Annotated in this window: 14 protein-coding genes; 9 read left to right on the top strand and 5 right to left on the bottom strand. The window is 55.8% G+C overall.

Annotated features, from left to right (window positions below; genetic code table 11):
* Positions 1 to 148 precede the first annotated feature (148 nt).
* The 9 genes from ACK3CJ_RS19805 (at position 149) to ACK3CJ_RS19765 (ending at position 10133) form a co-directional block, all read left to right on the top strand.
* Complete coding sequence (locus tag ACK3CJ_RS19805; RefSeq protein WP_409523918.1) at positions 149 to 817, top strand: haloacid dehalogenase type II; 669 nt, start codon at positions 149 to 151, stop codon at positions 815 to 817.
* Between the two features lie 39 nt (positions 818 to 856).
* Positions 857 to 2134 (top strand): NAD(P)/FAD-dependent oxidoreductase, encoded by a 1278-nt coding sequence (locus ACK3CJ_RS19800; protein WP_409523917.1) that lies wholly within the window; start codon positions 857 to 859, stop codon positions 2132 to 2134.
* Positions 2135 to 2265: 131 nt separating this feature from the next.
* Complete coding sequence (locus ACK3CJ_RS19795) at positions 2266 to 3912, top strand: ABC transporter substrate-binding protein (protein WP_409523916.1); 1647 nt, start codon at positions 2266 to 2268, stop codon at positions 3910 to 3912.
* A gap of 81 nt (positions 3913 to 3993) precedes the next feature.
* Positions 3994 to 4947 carry an ABC transporter permease gene (locus tag ACK3CJ_RS19790; protein ID WP_409523915.1) on the top strand — a complete coding sequence of 318 codons (954 nt, stop codon included), beginning with the start codon at positions 3994 to 3996 and terminating at the stop codon, positions 4945 to 4947.
* Positions 4944 to 5879 carry an ABC transporter permease gene (locus ACK3CJ_RS19785; RefSeq protein ID WP_409523914.1) on the top strand — a complete coding sequence of 312 codons (936 nt, stop codon included), beginning with the start codon at positions 4944 to 4946 and terminating at the stop codon, positions 5877 to 5879. The genes ACK3CJ_RS19790 and ACK3CJ_RS19785 overlap by 4 nt, the downstream gene beginning before the upstream one ends.
* Position 5880: 1 nt before the next feature.
* A complete protein-coding gene (locus tag ACK3CJ_RS19780; RefSeq protein ID WP_409523913.1) occupies positions 5881 to 7689 on the top strand; it encodes an ABC transporter ATP-binding protein in 1809 nt (602 codons plus the stop codon).
* Between the two features lie 19 nt (positions 7690 to 7708).
* On the top strand, positions 7709 to 8125 hold the full coding sequence (locus ACK3CJ_RS19775; protein ID WP_409523912.1) for a helix-turn-helix domain-containing protein: 417 nt from the start codon (positions 7709 to 7711) through the stop codon (positions 8123 to 8125).
* A 2-nt stretch (positions 8126 to 8127) separates the two neighbouring features.
* A complete protein-coding gene (locus ACK3CJ_RS19770) occupies positions 8128 to 9117 on the top strand; it encodes a threonine ammonia-lyase (RefSeq protein WP_409523911.1) in 990 nt (329 codons plus the stop codon).
* Positions 9118 to 9140: 23 nt separating this feature from the next.
* Positions 9141 to 10133 (top strand): ornithine cyclodeaminase family protein, encoded by a 993-nt coding sequence (locus ACK3CJ_RS19765; RefSeq protein ID WP_409523910.1) that lies wholly within the window; start codon positions 9141 to 9143, stop codon positions 10131 to 10133.
* A gap of 122 nt (positions 10134 to 10255) precedes the next feature.
* Here the strand turns inward: ACK3CJ_RS19765 and ACK3CJ_RS19760 are convergent, their stop codons facing one another.
* The 5 genes from ACK3CJ_RS19760 to ACK3CJ_RS19740 form a co-directional block, all read right to left on the bottom strand.
* On the bottom strand, positions 10256 to 11581 hold the full coding sequence (locus ACK3CJ_RS19760; RefSeq protein ID WP_409523909.1) for an NAD(P)/FAD-dependent oxidoreductase: 1326 nt from the start codon (positions 11579 to 11581) through the stop codon (positions 10256 to 10258).
* 2 nt (positions 11582 to 11583) lie between these two features.
* Entirely contained in the window at positions 11584 to 12615 is a 1032-nt protein-coding gene (locus tag ACK3CJ_RS19755) for a succinylglutamate desuccinylase/aspartoacylase domain-containing protein (protein ID WP_409523908.1), read from the bottom strand.
* Between the two features lie 15 nt (positions 12616 to 12630).
* Positions 12631 to 14112, bottom strand: coding sequence for an NAD-dependent succinate-semialdehyde dehydrogenase (locus ACK3CJ_RS19750; RefSeq protein WP_409523907.1), 1482 nt, complete (start codon positions 14110 to 14112; stop codon positions 12631 to 12633).
* 226 nt (positions 14113 to 14338) lie between these two features.
* On the bottom strand, positions 14339 to 14833 hold the full coding sequence (locus tag ACK3CJ_RS19745) for an Lrp/AsnC family transcriptional regulator (RefSeq protein ID WP_409523906.1): 495 nt from the start codon (positions 14831 to 14833) through the stop codon (positions 14339 to 14341).
* An 87-nt stretch (positions 14834 to 14920) separates the two neighbouring features.
* Positions 14921 to 16300: an aspartate aminotransferase family protein gene (locus ACK3CJ_RS19740; protein WP_409523905.1), complete on the bottom strand. Its 1380-nt coding sequence runs from the start codon at positions 16298 to 16300 to the stop codon at positions 14921 to 14923.
* Between the last annotated feature and the right edge of the window lie 23 nt (positions 16301 to 16323).

Below are 16323 nucleotides of genomic sequence, written 5' to 3'. Positions count from 1 at the left end.
ACGTGTCGCAGTCTGGTGATTTAATGGTTTTAAGGACAAAGCCTGTGCCGGACAAGGTTTGATGACAGGAAAATCCTGAAGCAGAGGCCCATCGATGGCGAACAGGGCTCAGATAAACAAAAAATATGATATGACGGAGTGTAATGAGATGACCACGTTAAGGCCCAAATACATCAGCTTTGACTGCTACGGCACATTGATCAATTTTCAGATGGCCCCTACTGCTCGCGAAATCTTTGCGGACCGGATCGCGCCAGCCGATATGGATCAGTTCACCAATGATTTCGCAGCTTACCGCCTCGATGAAGTGATCGGCGACTGGAAGCCTTATGATCAGGTTGTGTGCAATGCCGTGCAGCGCACCTGCCGCCGCTGGGGTATTGAGTACCGCGATAATGAAGGGATGAAATTTTATAACGCCGTACCGACCTGGGGGCCGCACGCCGATGTGCCGGAGGCGCTGGCTCGCTTGGCTAAGGAGTATCCCTTGGTGGCCTTGACCAATGCCATGGATGAACAGATTCCGCATAACATCGAGAAGCTGGGAGCGCCCTTCCACCGGGTGTATACCGCGCAGCAGGCTCAGGCCTACAAGCCGCACCTGAAGGCGTTCGAATATATGCTGGATCAACTGAACTGCAATCCAGAAGATATTCTGCATGTGTCGTCCAGCCTGCGCTATGACCTGATGTCAGCGCATGATATCGGCATCAAGAACAAGGTCTTCGTATCCCGTGGGCATGAGCCATCCACGCCCTACTACAACTACCACGAAATCAGCAATCTGGGCGGTCTGCCCGCGCTGGTTGGTCTCTGATAGAGCGTCTGAGACTGAGCCCGGACTGGAGGATAGGTGATGAAACTGGAATCTTACTGGCTCGATACGGCACCGCGCTTCACATTGGGGGAGCGGGAGCCGGTGTCCGGGCATGTTGATGTCGCGGTGATCGGTGGGGGCTATACCGGCCTGTCGGCAGCGCTTGCGCTGGCGCAACAGGGTGCTTCAGTGATTGTATTCGAGGCGGGGCGGGTGATCGGTGAGGCGTCCGGGCGCAATGGTGGTCAGTGCAACAGCGGTCTGGCGCATGACTATGGTGCGCTGGCCGAGCGTCTGGGTACCGAGCGGGCTCGTGCCTACCAACGCGCCTATACAGACGCTGTGGATACGGTTGAAGCACTCGTTCTGAAAGAGCGGATCGACTGTGATTTTGTTCGCTGCGGGAGGCTGAAACTGGCGGCCAAACCCAAACACTACGACAAGCTGGCAAGGGCCTGCGAGCGGCTGATCCAGGAAGTGGATGCCAAGGTCGAGATGATCACTCCGGAGAACATCCGTACTGAAGTCGATTCAGCTGCGTTTTTCGGCGGCATGCTGGAAAAGACCAGTGCACAGATGCATATGGGTCGCTTCGGTGTCGGCCTGGCAGAGGCGGTCGTTCGAAATGGCGGGCGGGTGCTGGAGTCGGCGCCGGTGACCGGGCTTGAAAGGATCGGCGGTAAGGCCTACGGCATCTCATCCGGGCGTGGTGCAATTTCAGCTGACCAGGTATTACTGGCAACCGGCAGTTCGAGTGTAGGCCCTTTGGGCTACTTCCGTCGGCGTCTGGTCTCGGTCGGCAGTTTCATTATTGTGACTGAACCGTTGGATCCTGCTCTGCTGGCCCGCCTTCTGCCGATGCGCCGTGGTTATGTCACCTCCAAGAATATCGGTAACTACTTTCGAGTGACGCCAGACAATCGTCTGTTGTTTGGTGGTCGCGCACGCTTCGCCATGTCGAATCCCCGCTCAGATGCAAAGAGCGGACAAATATTGCGCGCGGTGTTGAGTGAGACCTTTCCCGAACTCAGTAAGGTACGCATCGACTACTGCTGGGGTGGTCTGGTTGACATGACCGCGGATCGTCTGCCACGTGCAGGTGAACATGATGGACTGTATTACTCGCTCGGATACAGCGGCCATGGTGTGCAGATGTCGGTACACATGGGCCAGATGATGGCGCAGGTGATGTCGGGCAATACTGCGGCAAACCCCTGGCGGGAGCTGTCATGGCCAGCCGTCCCGGGGCATTTCGGAAAACCCTGGTTCCTGCCGTTTGTGGGGGCCTATTACCGCTTTCAGGACCTGATTCATTGAGACGGATGGCAAGAACAAGTTAGTAGAGATGAGATGTAGCCCGCAAGCGCGCGGGTAGCGATGCCGGAGCAGGTGCAGAAATGTGCCTGACACAATAAAAACCGCTAGGCAAAAACTATTAGGGGCATAATATGAAAAACAAGAACCAAGCCAATAATCAACCCACTAACCAATCCAACAACGACCAGAACAACAGCCCTTTGGCAGACCTGATCGCTGAGGATATGAGTTTTAGTTTGTCACGCCGCAGCGTGCTGCGCGGAATGATAGCTGGGGGTATTATGGCTGCCACTGCCGGTGGCCTGATGAGCATGTCCAGCTCCGCTTATGCGCAGACACCGGTACGAGGTGGTCGCATCAAAGTTGCCACCGGAGCTGGCTCGACCGCCGATACGCTGGATCCTGCAAAGGGAGCCAACTACACCGACTATACCCGCGCCTTCATGTTCTACAATGGCCTGACCGTGCTGGATCGGCTGATGGCACCACAGATGGCGCTGGCGACCGCATTCGACACCAATGACGCCATCACCTGGAGCGTCAAACTGCGTAATGACATCGTCTTTCACGATGGTGGTCCGCTCACCTCAACTGATGTGGTCTACTCTCTGATCCGTCATAAGGACCCGCAGACAGGTTCCAAGGCTGCCAGTGTTGCCCAGCAGATTGAAGAAGTGAAAGCAGTGGGGCCACATGAGGTCGTGATCCGGCTGGTCAGTGCGAATGCGGATCTCCCGGCCATTCTCGGTACTGCTCACTTCCTGATCGTGCGTGACGGCACAACTGATTTCAGCAAGGCCAATGGTACTGGTCCTTTCAGATGCGCTGAGTTTGAGCCGGGTGTGCGCTCGATCGGGGTACGTAATGAGAACTACTGGAAGCCGGGCCAACCCTATCTTGATGAGGTTGAACTATTCACCATCCCGGACGAGGCTGCACGAGTCAATGCTCTTCTGGCGGGTGATGTTGACCTGATCAATCCGGTCAATGCACGTTCAGTAACGCGTATTCTGAACAGCAGCAACGCCACCGTGCAGGAGGCACCTACCAGCGCCTTCACCAACCTGGTGATGCGTGATGAGCTGGGTCCCATGCAAAATCCTGACTTTTCACTGGCGATGAAGTACCTGCTTGATCGTGAAACGATCAATCAGATCGGTTTCCGAAGCTTCGGCACCATCGCCAATGATCATCCGGTTGCGCCGGGGCATCGTTATCATTTCGGCGGTCTGCCGCAGCGTCCTTATGACCTGGATAAGGCCAAATATCACCTGCAGAAATCCGGCATGGCCGGGAGCACTATCCCTCTGGTTGCGTCGGAGGCTTCCACCGGTTCGGTGGAGATGGCTCAGTTGCTTCAACTCTCGGCACAGCAGGCCGGCCTGAAACTCGATATCAAACGGGTATCGGCGGATGGCTACTGGTCCAACCACTGGCTGAAACACCCACTTCACTTCGGCAGTGTCAGTGCGCGACCGACCGTGGACCTGTTGTTCAGCCTGTTCTACCAATCAGAGGCGGCCTGGAACCAGTCACAGTGGAAGAATGACCAGTTTGATCAGTTGCTGGTTGCTGCTCGCGGTGAGATAGATGATGCCAAACGCAAACAGATGTATGCCGATATGCAGGTATTGGTACATGAACAGTGCGGCACCGCTATCCCGCAGTTCAACAGCAGCCTTGATGGGCACAACGTCAAGATCAAAGGCTATGGCGCCCATCCGCTGGGAGGACTGATGGGATATATGTTCGCTGAGCATGTATGGCTGGAGGCCTGAGCGGCCTCCATTGAGGCCACCTGATAATAAAAGCACCCTACCGGCGAATGCGGGTGGGGTGCACATAAGAAAAGGTGAATCATGAACAGTACCATTGTTCAACTCGTCATCAACCGTCTTGGTATCGGAGTGCTGACACTGTTTATAGTGTCGCTGGTGGTTTTTCTGATTACCAGTCTGCTACCGGGTGACGCTGCGGAAGCGTTGCTGGGGCAGGAGGCTACGCCAGAAACCATTGCAGCACTGCGTTCGCAGTTTGGTCTGGATCAGCCAGCCTACCTGCGTTATCTGAGTTGGCTGGGTGGGCTGATTACCGGAAACCCCGGCGTTTCACTGGTCACTGGCATGCCCGTCGATACCATGATCGCCAGTCGGTTGCCCAATTCGCTCACTCTGGCTGCGGTTACAGCAGTGGTCTCTGTACCACTGGCTTTGAGTATCGGTATTCTCTCTGCGATGTATCGAGGTTCTGTCTTTGACCGTTTCAGCAACATCATGACGGTGTGTGCCGTCTCGATTCCTGAGTTCCTGATCGCCACTATTGCGGTTTTAATTTTCGCCGTACATCTGGGTTGGCTATCGGCCCTGTCGCGTACGGTTGATGTCCATTCATTTCGTGATCTGCTGAGCGCCTATGCGATGCCGGTCATGACGCTGTGCTGCGTGCTGGTGGCGCAGATGGCGCGGATGACCCGTGCGGCAGTGATTGACCAGCTCAGCTCACCCTATGTCGAGATGGCGCTACTGAAAGGCGCCAGTCCAATCCGGGTTGTTCTACGCCATGCCCTGCCGAACGCGGTGGGTCCGATCGCCAATGCGGTGGCGCTGAGCCTGTCGTACCTGCTGGGTGGGGTGATTATCGTTGAGTCGATATTCAATTATCCCGGCATCGCCACGCTGATGGTCAATGCCGTGGTGATGCGTGATATGCCATTGGTGCAGGCTTGCGTCATGTTGTTCTGCCTGGGCTTTCTGATGCTGGTGCTGCTGGCAGATATCTGTGCAATTCTATCTAATCCGAGGCTGCGCAAATGAACCCTAAACACACCACTTCTCCGATCCAGCTGCACCCGGGAACATCTACGACACCGAAAGAGCGACAGGATCTGGATCCGACAATAGAGGCGTTGCCCGCCTCTGTATCTCACACTCGCCGACGTTACCTGTCTGTCAGCGGTATCCTTGGGCTGCTGGTCGTGGGCTTCTGGCTGCTGATGGCCCTGTTCGGTCCCTGGGTGGCTCCGTATGATGCCAATGCGCTGGTCAGTTACGACGCGCTGGGACCGCTCAGTATGGAGTTTCCACTGGGTACTGACTACCTGGGCCGGGATATCCTGAGCCGACTGCTGCATGGGGCACCTTACACCATAGGGGTTGCATTGCTGGCGACATCCCTGGCCTGTACGGCCGGTGTTGTGCTGGGTCTGGTGGCTGCGGCTGCAGGTGGCTGGATTGATGCGTCCATGAGTCGTACTCAGGATGCGCTGATTGCGATTCCGAATAAGTTGTTTGCCCTGATCATGGTGGCGTCGTTCGGCTCTTCGGTACCGATACTAATACTGATGGCCGCCATCGCTTATATGCCCGGCTCTTTTCGTATTGCGCGTTCTCTGGCGGTCAATGTCATGACCATGGACTATGTTCAGGTCGCCCGTACCCGGGGTGAAGCGATGCCCTACATTATCTTTACCGAGGTATTACCGAACATGCTGCGCCCGGTGTTGACCGACTTTGGTCTGCGCTTTGTCTACGCTGTGTTGTTGCTGAGTGCCATGAGCTTCCTGGGATTGGGTGTACAGCCACCAGATGCCGACTGGGGCTCTCTGGTACGGGAAAATATTCAGGGACTGGGAGAGGGGGCACCTGCGGTACTGGCACCTGCAGTCGCTATCGCCTCATTGACGATAAGTGTGAACCTGCTGATTGACAGCCTGGGCGGACGTACCAAGCGCGAGATGGAGAATTGAGATGAACGAGATCGTTAAAGTACAAGGCCTGCGAGTGGCGGCCCGAAACGACTTCGGCGTCGAAGTGCCGATCGTGCATGGTGCTGATTTCAGTTTGAACAAGGGTGAAGTGCTGGCGCTGATCGGCGAATCAGGATCCGGCAAGACCACTATCGCGCTGGCGTTGATGGGCTATGCTCGCGCTGGCTGCCGCATCACCGGTGGTTCGGTTCATATCAAGGATGTGGATGTGCTGCAGCTTTCCGACCGTCAGTTGACCCAGGTTCGAGGGCGGACGGTCTCTTACATCGCGCAGAGTGCGGCTGCCGCATTCAACCCGGCCAAGTCGATCATGGATCAGGTGGTCGAAAGCGCGCTGATCCATGGCACCCTGTCGTACCAGCAGGCGAAGGTGAAGGCGATTCAGCTCTTCCGCGAGTTGGCCTTGCCTGACCCCGAAAATATCGGTGCCCGCTACCCTCATCAGGTATCAGGTGGGCAGCTGCAGCGCCTGATGGCGGCGATGGCACTGATCACCGATCCAGATCTGGTGATCCTCGACGAGCCGACCACCGCGCTGGACGTCACCACTCAGATCGACGTGTTGCGGGCGTTCAAAAAGGTGGTGCGTGAACGTGGAACTACGGCGGTGTATGTGTCGCATGACCTTGCGGTGGTGGCGCAGATGGCTGACCGGATAGTGGTGTTGCGCAATGGAGAAATTCAGGAGAACAGCCGTACTGATCAGCTTCTGCAAGCTCCCGCGCACCCCTATACACGCAGCCTGCTGGCGGCGATGAAACCGGAGGAGCGTGAGACCGCTGGCGTCACGGCGATAGAGGACGACGTACTGCTGGAGGTGCATGGGCTTGAGCTCTGGTTTGGCAACAAAAAAGCCCTGAAGGATATCGATCTCAAAGTCAAACGTGGTGCAACAGTTGGCGTGATCGGTGAGTCCGGCTCGGGAAAAACGACCCTGGCGCGTGCCATCGCCGGGCTGGTTGAGCCGACGGTCGGACAGATTCTGCTCGATGGTCAGCCACTTAGCCGGTCTTTGACGGGGCGGACACGGGAGCAGTTTCGCAGGGTTCAGTATGTGTTTCAAAATGCGGACACGGCACTCAATCCACGCCACAGCATTGAAGAGATACTGGCACGACCGCTGACCTTCTATCACGGCATGAAGGGCGCAAAACGGCGGCAAAGGGTCGCAGAACTGCTGGAGCTGGTGCAACTGCCGGCGAGTCTAGCCTCCCGCCGACCGGGAGAGCTGTCCGGAGGGCAGAAGCAGCGTATTAATCTGGCACGGGCCCTGGCTGCGGAGCCGGATCTGATTCTCTGCGATGAGGTGACCTCGGCCCTGGATACGGTGGTGGGGGCGGCGATCCTCGATCTGCTGGCCGATCTGAGGCGCGAACTGAACGTCTCTTATCTGTTCATCAGCCATGATATCAGCACGGTGAAGTCGATCTGTGATGAAGTAGTGGTGATGTATGACGGTGCCAAGGTAGAGCAGGGTGCGCGCTCAACCTTCCAGGCAGAGCCTTTCCACCCCTATACCCACCTGCTGATCGACTCGGTACCGGAGATGTATCAGGGCTGGTTGGAGGAGACTCAGGCGGGACGTGCTGAACTGCCGCTGATCGGTTCATCCCTGTCGTCACCGGATTTGTGTCCTTTTCTGTCACGCTGTCCGATCAGAATCGATCGCAAATGCAACCGGGTTCCGCCACCGCGTGTGCGACTCGCCAAGGGTAACGAAATACTCTGTCACCACAATGATCTCGGTTTGCAGAACATCTGTGTATCTGCACAAAAAGTGGTCTGCTGATCGCTGGAGGATATTGAATATGGGTACGCAGTATGGAGTAGCTGTGGCTGGGCAGGATAGCGGTCTTGCTCAAGCGATCACCCTGGCCAGTGATGAGTGCCATTCCGCTCATACCATCACGCAGGTCAGGCAGTATATAGATGAGCACTTCTATGATCCGATCAATCTTGATCATCTCGCTGAACTGGTTGGTTTGACCCGCTTCAGTCTGTCTAAGCAGTTCCGGCAGCGGGTGGGAATCTCACCTTATCGCTACGTCTGTCTGGTGCGGATCCGGCATGCGAAGTCAATGATGGAGCAGGGACAACGCCCGACCGAGATCGCCTGCGAGGTCGGATTTTTCGATCAGAGCCATCTGGCGCGACATTTCAAACGGCTTTGCGGTATGACGCCCCGCCAGTACAGATCCCGCTTTTTTCAGGTAGAAGGAGAGTGAAAATGGAAAAATCACCTGTCACACTGGCAGATGTTGAGCGTGCCGCAGAACGCATCCGACCTTATGTCCGCCATACACCTCTGCTCAGACAGATGAAGATGGATAAGGGGTTGGGCTGTCAGGTCTATATCAAACCTGAAATGCTGCAGATCACCGGTGCGTTCAAACTCCGCGGGGCATTGAGTAAAATTTTGTCTTTAACACAGGCGGAGCGGGATAGAGGGATCATCACCAGCTCATCAGGTAACCATGGTCAGGCCTGTGCCTATGCAGGGCAACTGCTCGGTATCCGTGCCACCGTCATCGTTCCTGAGGATACGCCATCGGTCAAGGTTGAAAATGCCCGTGCCATGGGTGCAGATGTTGTGCTGTGGGATCGCAGCTATGTAGAACGTTGGAAAAAGGTCCATGCCGACGTCGAAGCGCATGGCTATACCATCGTGCATAACTATGAAGACCTCGATGTGATTGCCGGCCAGGGCACCATCGCGCTTGAGATCATGCAGGATCTGGCCGATGTGGATACCCTGCTGGTACCGATCGGCGGGGGTGGTCTGATTTCAGGTATCGCCACCGCAGTGAAAGAGTCAAGGCCAGAGATCAGAGTGATCGGTGTACAGGCCGAAGCCTGCTGCCCCTACTATGTCAGTCGTCAGAATGGCGAGCGCACCCGGGTGACCGTCAGGCAAACAATCGCTGATGGCCTGGCATGCGACTGGCCGGGAGAGAACCCCTACCCCATTATTGAAAAGTATGTGGACGAGATCGTTACTGTTTCAGAAGAGGCGATTGCTGAAGCGGTGAGAGTGGTGGCTAATGATGCCAAGTTGATTGCTGAACCCTCCTCCTGTGTCGGTATAGCGGCGCTGTTATCGAACCGTGTCAATGTTCGCCCGGATGAAAAGGTATGCGTCGTGCTGACTTCAGGAAATTGGAATATCGATATGATTGGCCAGCTCCTTAAGGGAGAGCATGTGGACTGTATCGGATAATACTCAATGCATAGGATGGACAGATGAAAACCTTATTGTTGAATAAAGATGAAGTGGGAGCTGTCCTGAACCTGGACGAAGTATTGACCGCGGTTGAAAATGGCTACAAAGCATTTAACAGCGGAAAGGTTATTCAACCGGATTTCATGGGTGTAGAACTGCCTGACTCACATGCCTGTATTGACTTCAAGGCGGGTCTTGATCTGGATGGCGGTTATATAACCCTGAAGTCCTCTGCCGGTGGATATTATAAAAACCCCGAGCTGGGTCTGCCTACCGGTATGAATACCGTTATGCTGTTCGAGGCAAACACTGGTGCACTCAAATGCATTATGGACGGTACATGGATTACCGGCTGTCGTACCGCTGCTGCAGGTGCCATATCGGTCAAGTATCTTGCGCGAGAGGATGCGAAAACGCTTTGCATTATCGGTGCCGGTAATCAGGCGCGCCGACAGCTTAGAGCCATTATCAGGGTAAGGGACTTTACCAGGGTGCTTGTCTGGAATGCATCTTCATATGAACTCGATAAGTATGTTCAGGAGATGTCTGCCGAAACAGGTCTTGATATCCAAAAATGCGCAACGGCAGAGGAGGCTGTTCGAGCGGCTGATGTGGTTGTAACCGTCACACGAGGCCATAGAGGCGCCGTTGTCAAAAACGAGTGGATAAAGCCCGGTACACATATTGTCGCTATCGGTTCTGACATGCAGGGTAAGCAGGAGCTTGATCCCGATATTTTCAAAGAGGCAAAAGTGGTCAACGACTCTGTTGAGCTTTGCATCAAATACGGCGATACACAGCATCCTGTTCAGCAGGGCTTGATAAGACCGGAGGATATTCACGCCGAGATCGGTGAGATTCTGCTGGGGGAAAAGGCGGGGCGTGAAAATCCGGAAGAGATCACACTATTCGACTCGGTTGGTATGGCTATTCAAGACAATGTCACCGTTGCCATGCTGTACAAGGCAGCCCTTGCTGAAGGGTTGGGCACCGATTATGAGTTCTTCACTTAAAGAATCATGCCTGCACGTCAGTCTGTCCTCGCGTATTTTCTGCACAATATCAAGGTATCAATTTCATATTGGTAATCGATGATGACCCCTCGGAATGGAGGGGCCATCATGAAGAGGAACTATCAGAACTCGGAAACCTTGCCCCAGGCACCCTTATCAAGGCGTGATAGTCGGTATTGAGTGTGTTCGACAAAAGGTGTTTGGCCGGTGATCAATTCAGCGATCAAGCGTCCGGCACCAGGCCCGATGCCAAAACCGTGGCCGGAAAAACCGGCAGCCAGTATGAAACCGGGCAGGTTCGCAGCTTCATCAATGACCGGTATACCGTCGGGGGTACTGTCGATATAGCCCGCCCAAGCGGTTTGAACCGGTATGCTGCCCAGCTCTGGCAGAAGACGTCGTGCCCGTGCGAGGGTTTCATCCAACGTTTTTCTTGATGGTTGCGGATCAAGGATACGCATTCGTTCCATGGGTGTTGGTCGGTCGAGTGCCCATTTCCGACGTGTTTCATGACCAGACAGCCAGCCCTGCAGGTCGCCGGGTGAGAGAATCTTCCAGCGTTTGGCAAACATCGGCAGAAAATGTGATGCAAATCGGAGCTGTTGCGGTGTCGGGTCGACACTTGCTCGCCCGGACGTTGCGAGAGTATAGCCACCGTCACCGCGGCGAGTGACGGTAATATCAGACGTATGCAGCGCGTCTGGAATATTTTTGGCACCCGGCATGATTGACATAATGGAGGAGCGCACGGCAGCCTGTGGGAAGCGGATCCCCAGTTGGCGACAGAAGGAGGAGGCCCAGGCGCCACCGGCCATCACAACCTGACTGGTTTTGATCACACCGTGTTCAGTGATCACACCCGATACTCTTCCGGCGGATGTCTCGATACCTCTTGCTGCGCAGAACTGATGAATCGTACCGCCATGTTTGAGAACCCCTTTGGCGATCAGAGGCGCTGCTTTTGATGGATCTGCAATGCCGTCAGAGGGTGAGAAAACACCGCCTTTCCAAGGCTTATTCGTGGCTGCTCCGCGTTCGGCCGCCTCAGCGGCGTTCAGCATATGCGTTGTGACGCCCTGAGTAGCGGCAAATTTTCCCCATTTTGCCCAGCCATCCAGCTCATCCTGATCATCTGACAGATAGAGCAGACCGCAGCGACGAAAGCCGAGGTCTTCGCCTATGTCGGCGGTCATCTCCTCCCAGAGGGCAAGACTTTTGGTAGACAGCGGAAGCTCGCGGGCATCGCGATTCTGTTGTCGGCACCAGCCCCAATTACGACTGGACTGCTCGGCACCTATGCGACCTTTTTCTAGCAGCGCAACGCTCAGACCCTGACGAGCCAGGAAATAAGCAGCAGATACGCCGACGATGCCGCCACCAATAATAACGGCATCCGCTCTTTCCGGGATGTTTGACGTAGAGGAAATCGTGATTAACGGAGCGGGCATGGTTAGACTCCTGGCCTGTCGGTTGGTGCGCTGTCTGACTGCAGTTCACCGAAGCGCACCACGGTCACACCGGGTCTCAACTGGCGCAGGGACGGCATGACCAGCACGCAGTTAGGATAGGGGGTGCGGACCGGCTCCCCGTCTCTCCAGGCGATGATACTACCCGCATCGGCAAAGGTCTCGAGTCCTGTGTAATTGTCGGCAAAGCGGAAATCATTGCTCGACGCAACCACCGGTTCGGTGACCCGAACGACCCGCAACGGCTGTTCGGTTGGTTGGTACCAGTCGCTGGGTAGGTCCTCGGCATCGATGATACCGTGTGTTTTCATAAAGCGCGCGGTCACGTCTCGTCCAACCGTCAGTGCAGAGGCTTCCCAGTGCTGACCACATTCGACCAACAGCGCGTTCTTTGGGCTGTCCGGATCACCGAAGTCTGCGTAATCACGCATGCGACAGCCCTCGGGGTGGCCTTCATCGCGGATGACCCAGGACGGTGACTGCACTGAATGGGCGAGTGCCAGACCCTTATCCAGAGGGCCGCACACAGCCAGCGGTGCACAGCGCTCATGCATGGAGTGCAGGTCGAGTAAAAAGTCCACCTGATCAATGACAGGCCGCAGCTGGCGTGCACGTCTCAACTCGACCGAATCGCGAGAAAGGTCATCAAGCAGAGCAGAGGTCCAGACACGATTAAGATCCTGATCAACGAAGCGCGAGGCATCGGGATGCGCAGGATCGAAATTCTGGTAGGCATCGACATTCGCGAACGCCAGTGTCAGTCGCCCACGGCGCGGGCGAAGGCCGAGATCCAGCAGCTCCTTGACGACCAGGGCACCACATACCTCATTACCATGCGTGAGGGCGTTGATCATCAAGTGTGGCCCCGGCTGCCCACTGTCAAAGCTGAACAGATAGGGGGTGCCGCAGTTGCCTTCGGCGTAGGGGCGGATATCGGGGAAATCCAGCTCGATTGGATAGTCGGGCGCCAGACCAGCATCAAGGTTGCGACCAGCATTGTCATTGGGGCTAAACATACTTATATCCTCCCTTCAGGCGAGATTGCCCTGGCACAGGTATTTGGTTTCCATGTAATCGTCCAGACCATAGCGTGAGCCTTCGCGGCCATAGCCAGACTCCTTCACACCGCCAAAGGGGGCCGACTCTGATGCGAGAGCACCTTCATTGATGCCGACAATGCCGGTCTGTAGCTGATCAATCAGACGCCAGATACGGCTGATATCGCGGGAGTAGAAGTAGCCAGCAAGACCGTAGGGGGTATCATTGGCCGCCTCTACCACTTCTGTCTCATCCCGGAAGCGGAACAGCGGCGCTACCGGGCCGAAGGTCTCGTCCTGTGCCAGCTCCATGGTGTGGCTGGCATCGCCCAGCACGGTGGGTGCATAGTAGTGAGGTCCATTCGTGACGCCTTCGCTGAGGCGTTGTCCACCAGTCAGCAGTGTGGCACCTTGTGACAGCGCATCCTGCACGTGGTGTTCTATCTTGTCGACAGCACGTGCGTTGATCATCGGTCCAATCTGGGAGTCGGGATGGTCGCCGGGGCCCACTCGGAGTGACTGGACGCGAGCCACCAGTTTGGCGGCAAAAGCGTCATAGACGGCTTCCTGCACGTAGATCCGGTTCGGGCTGACGCAGGTCTGGCCACCGTTACGGAACTTGGCCGCCATCAATCCCTCCACTGCCGCGTCAAGATCGGCATCTTCAAACACGATGAAGGGCGCATTGCCACCGAGCTCAAGCGATAGGCGCTTGAGTGTGGCGGCCGACTCACGGGCCAGCAGCTTGCCAACGGCTGTTGATCCGGTGAAGGTGATTTTGCGGACTCGGCTATCGTCCAGCCAGGCACCGACAACATTGGAAACCTGTTCACGTGAGGAGGTGACGATGTTCAGCACACCAGCTGGCAGACCAGCCTCCTGAGCCAGGGCAACCAGAGCGAGGGCGGTCAATGGAGTATCTTCAGCCGGCTTGGCAACAACGGTGCATCCTGCTGCCAGCGCCGGTGCGATCTTGCGTGCAATCATCGCCAGTGGGAAGTTCCAGGGAGTGATCGCAGCAACAACACCTACTGGCCCCTTGACGACCATCAGTTTTTTGCTGCTGACGGGTGCAGGGATAATGTCGCCATAGGTGCGTACCGCTTCGGAGGCAAACCAGTCCACATAAGAGGCACCGTAGGCGACTTCTCCACGCGCTTCTGCCAGAGGTTTGCCCTGTTCGTATGAAATCAGCCGGGCAAGGTCTTCGGTATGTTCGAGGATCAGCGCGTGCCAACGCTTCAGAAACTGGGCGCGGACGGCTGCGGGTTGTTGGCGCCAGCCATCAAAGGCAGCATGAGCGGCTGCCGTCGCTGCCCGGGCATCGGCATCTGTGCTGTTGGCAACGGTTGTAAAAGCTTCTCCGGTTGCAGGGTTCTGCACCGGATATCGTGCTTCACTGATGCTGTTGCACCACTGTCCGTTGATGAAGTTATTGGAGCGCATCAAGTCTGGGCGATTGAGTAGTAAGGTCATGTCAGCTGTCTCGTAAAATCAGTTGAATGTCGATGCCGGGTGGAGGCGAAATGCTTCTGTTTCGATTTCAACCCGGTCGGGAAAACAGTCGTGTTGATACTATATTAGGCGCCAATGCACGATCGGGACTGTCGTAATGGGGGGCTGCAATCGCAGGATCGAGCGTTTTCGGGAGAGGATACGGAAGCTTATGCCGTGACTTGATATTCTGCCTGTTGGGGATGTATCAAGACTTTTCGATGAACAGGTTTTCGATGGGGTAGTATTTTTTGATGACCGGTGATTTGATGACGATATAGCTGAAATACTTGTCGATGCCCAGTCGCTGGTCAAGGAGGTCCTCCATGATGCTCTGGTAATGGACAACATTGCGGGTGAGGAAAGTCAGTTGATAATCGAAACCACCACTGACCAGATGACATTCCTGTACTTCATCCAACTTGCGGATATAGGACTCGAACCGTGAGAAGTCCTCAGCCCTGTGGTTGGCTAAAGTCAGTTGTGTGAGGACAAGCTGGACGCTGGACAGCTTGTCGAGCTGCAACTGAGCGCCGTAACCGCTGATGTATCCTGCCTTTTCCAGACGTTTGACCCGGGTCAGGCAGGGGCTGGGTGAGAGACCGACAGCATCAGCAAGGTCGACATTCGAAATCCGACCGTTACGCTGCAGGTGCCCCAGAATGCGGATATCGATACGATCCAGTTTAATTGCGCCGTTCATCCAAAGCTCCGACAGGTTCGGCTGCTGATTAGCTCGATAGTAGCAGAGCACTACGCGCTGCACCACAGTTGGGTGCAACGCGACCCGTCAACGCAGTGCGCGACGTACCTCAGGCTGTTCAAGTACTTGATTCAGAGTGCGTTCGAGGCGCTCAAACAGGATATCGAAGTCTTGTTTTGTGTAACACAGTGCCGGAGCGAAGCCCAAGACATTATCGGCAAATGCGCGCAGAATAATGCCATTGCGGTAGGCGCTTTCAAAGATGCGATCGGCCAGTTTGAGTGCAGGATCGAAACGCGCCTTGCTCTCTTTGTTGGCGACCAGTTCGAGAGCACCCAGCATACCGCGACTGCGGGCATCACCTACAAGTGGGTGGTCAAGCAACGAGCGCAGACCCTGCTCAAAGTGCGGCGCCTGGCACTTGCAGTTTTCCAGCAGGCCACCCTCTTCGTACAGGCGTAACACCTCCAATGCGACAGCAGCACTGACCGGGTGGGCAGAATAGGTATGCCCATGACCGATCGGGAAATCTGCTCCACCCCCTTCGGCTATGCCCTGGTAGACGGCCTCACTCATCAGTACCGCACCCATGGGTGCGTAGCCGGCCGTCAGACCCTTGGCTACAGTCATCAGATCCGGGGTGACACCTTCGTCTTCGCAGGCAAACATTGGGCCAGTACGTCCGAAAGCGGTGATTACCTCGTCCACCACAAACAGAATCCCGAGTTCACGGCAGCAGTCCTGCATCGCTTTCAGCCAGCCCTTGGGTGGCACGAGAACTCCGCCGGAGCCTTGAATCGGTTCACAGAAAAAGGCAGCGACTCGGTCTGCCCCCAGTTCCTGCACCTTGTCTCTGAGTGCGTTGACGGACGCCTCGATAATCGCTGCTGGTTCTGATCCAACAGGGTTGCGGTAGGGATAATGAGAGGGAATACGATGCTGGTTGGGCAGTGGAAGATCAAAATTGCGGTGAAACACCGGCAGTGCGGTCAGTCCTGATCCCTGTGAAGATGAGCCGTGGTAGCCACGCTCAAGGGTAATGAAGTGTTTCTTCTCGCTTTTACCCAGCGCGTTGAAGTAGTTGACGATGAAACGGATAGCAGAGTCGACGGCATCGGATCCGCCCAGTGTGAAATAGACTCTACGCAGAGATTCCGGAGCCAGTTCCACCAGCTTTGCGGCCAGTTTGATGGCGGGTTCAGAGCCAAAATGGAAATAGCCGGTGGCGTAGGGCAACCGTCGCATCTGTTCCTCTGCGGCGCGTACAATGCTTTCCTGACCGTAGCCGGTGTTGACACACCAGAGCCCGGAAAAGGCATCCAGAAGTTCATGATTGTTGCTGTCGCGCAGATAGGCGCCCTGACCTGAGCTGAGCACCGTGACACCGCGCTGTTCATGAGAACGATAGTTGACGACCGGATGAATGAGGTGATTGCGGTCCAGTGTGATGAGAGATGATGTTTGCATGGTCAATTCACCGAATGTCGAGT

Source organism: Nitrincola salilacus, from assembly GCF_046271865.1.
Classification (GTDB): Bacteria; Pseudomonadota; Gammaproteobacteria; order Pseudomonadales; family Balneatricaceae; genus Nitrincola; species Nitrincola salilacus.
The sequence above is the reverse complement of the archived record's forward strand: the minus strand, read 5'-3'. Positions and strand labels throughout refer to the sequence as shown.

Bases quoted from the DNA above. Each gene is read 5' to 3' on its own strand.
- ACK3CJ_RS19740 (WP_409523905.1), bottom strand. From the start codon at position 16,300: ATGCAAACATCATCTCTCATCACACTGGACCGCAATCACCTCATTCAT.
- ACK3CJ_RS19760 (WP_409523909.1), bottom strand. From the start codon at position 11,581: ATGCCCGCTCCGTTAATCACGATTTCCTCTACGTCAAACATCCCGGAA.
- ACK3CJ_RS19745 (WP_409523906.1), bottom strand. From the start codon at position 14,833: ATGAACGGCGCAATTAAACTGGATCGTATCGATATCCGCATTCTGGGG.
- ACK3CJ_RS19750 (WP_409523907.1), bottom strand. From the start codon at position 14,112: ATGACCTTACTACTCAATCGCCCAGACTTGATGCGCTCCAATAACTTC.
- ACK3CJ_RS19805 (WP_409523918.1), top strand. From the start codon at position 149: ATGACCACGTTAAGGCCCAAATACATCAGCTTTGACTGCTACGGCACA.
- ACK3CJ_RS19785 (WP_409523914.1), top strand. From the start codon at position 4,944: ATGAACCCTAAACACACCACTTCTCCGATCCAGCTGCACCCGGGAACA.
- ACK3CJ_RS19790 (WP_409523915.1), top strand. From the start codon at position 3,994: ATGAACAGTACCATTGTTCAACTCGTCATCAACCGTCTTGGTATCGGA.
- ACK3CJ_RS19755 (WP_409523908.1), bottom strand. From the start codon at position 12,615: ATGTTTAGCCCCAATGACAATGCTGGTCGCAACCTTGATGCTGGTCTG.
- ACK3CJ_RS19765 (WP_409523910.1), top strand. From the start codon at position 9,141: ATGAAAACCTTATTGTTGAATAAAGATGAAGTGGGAGCTGTCCTGAAC.
- ACK3CJ_RS19795 (WP_409523916.1), top strand. From the start codon at position 2,266: ATGAAAAACAAGAACCAAGCCAATAATCAACCCACTAACCAATCCAAC.
- ACK3CJ_RS19775 (WP_409523912.1), top strand. From the start codon at position 7,709: ATGGGTACGCAGTATGGAGTAGCTGTGGCTGGGCAGGATAGCGGTCTT.
- ACK3CJ_RS19800 (WP_409523917.1), top strand. From the start codon at position 857: ATGAAACTGGAATCTTACTGGCTCGATACGGCACCGCGCTTCACATTG.
- ACK3CJ_RS19780 (WP_409523913.1), top strand. From the start codon at position 5,881: ATGAACGAGATCGTTAAAGTACAAGGCCTGCGAGTGGCGGCCCGAAAC.
- ACK3CJ_RS19770 (WP_409523911.1), top strand. From the start codon at position 8,128: ATGGAAAAATCACCTGTCACACTGGCAGATGTTGAGCGTGCCGCAGAA.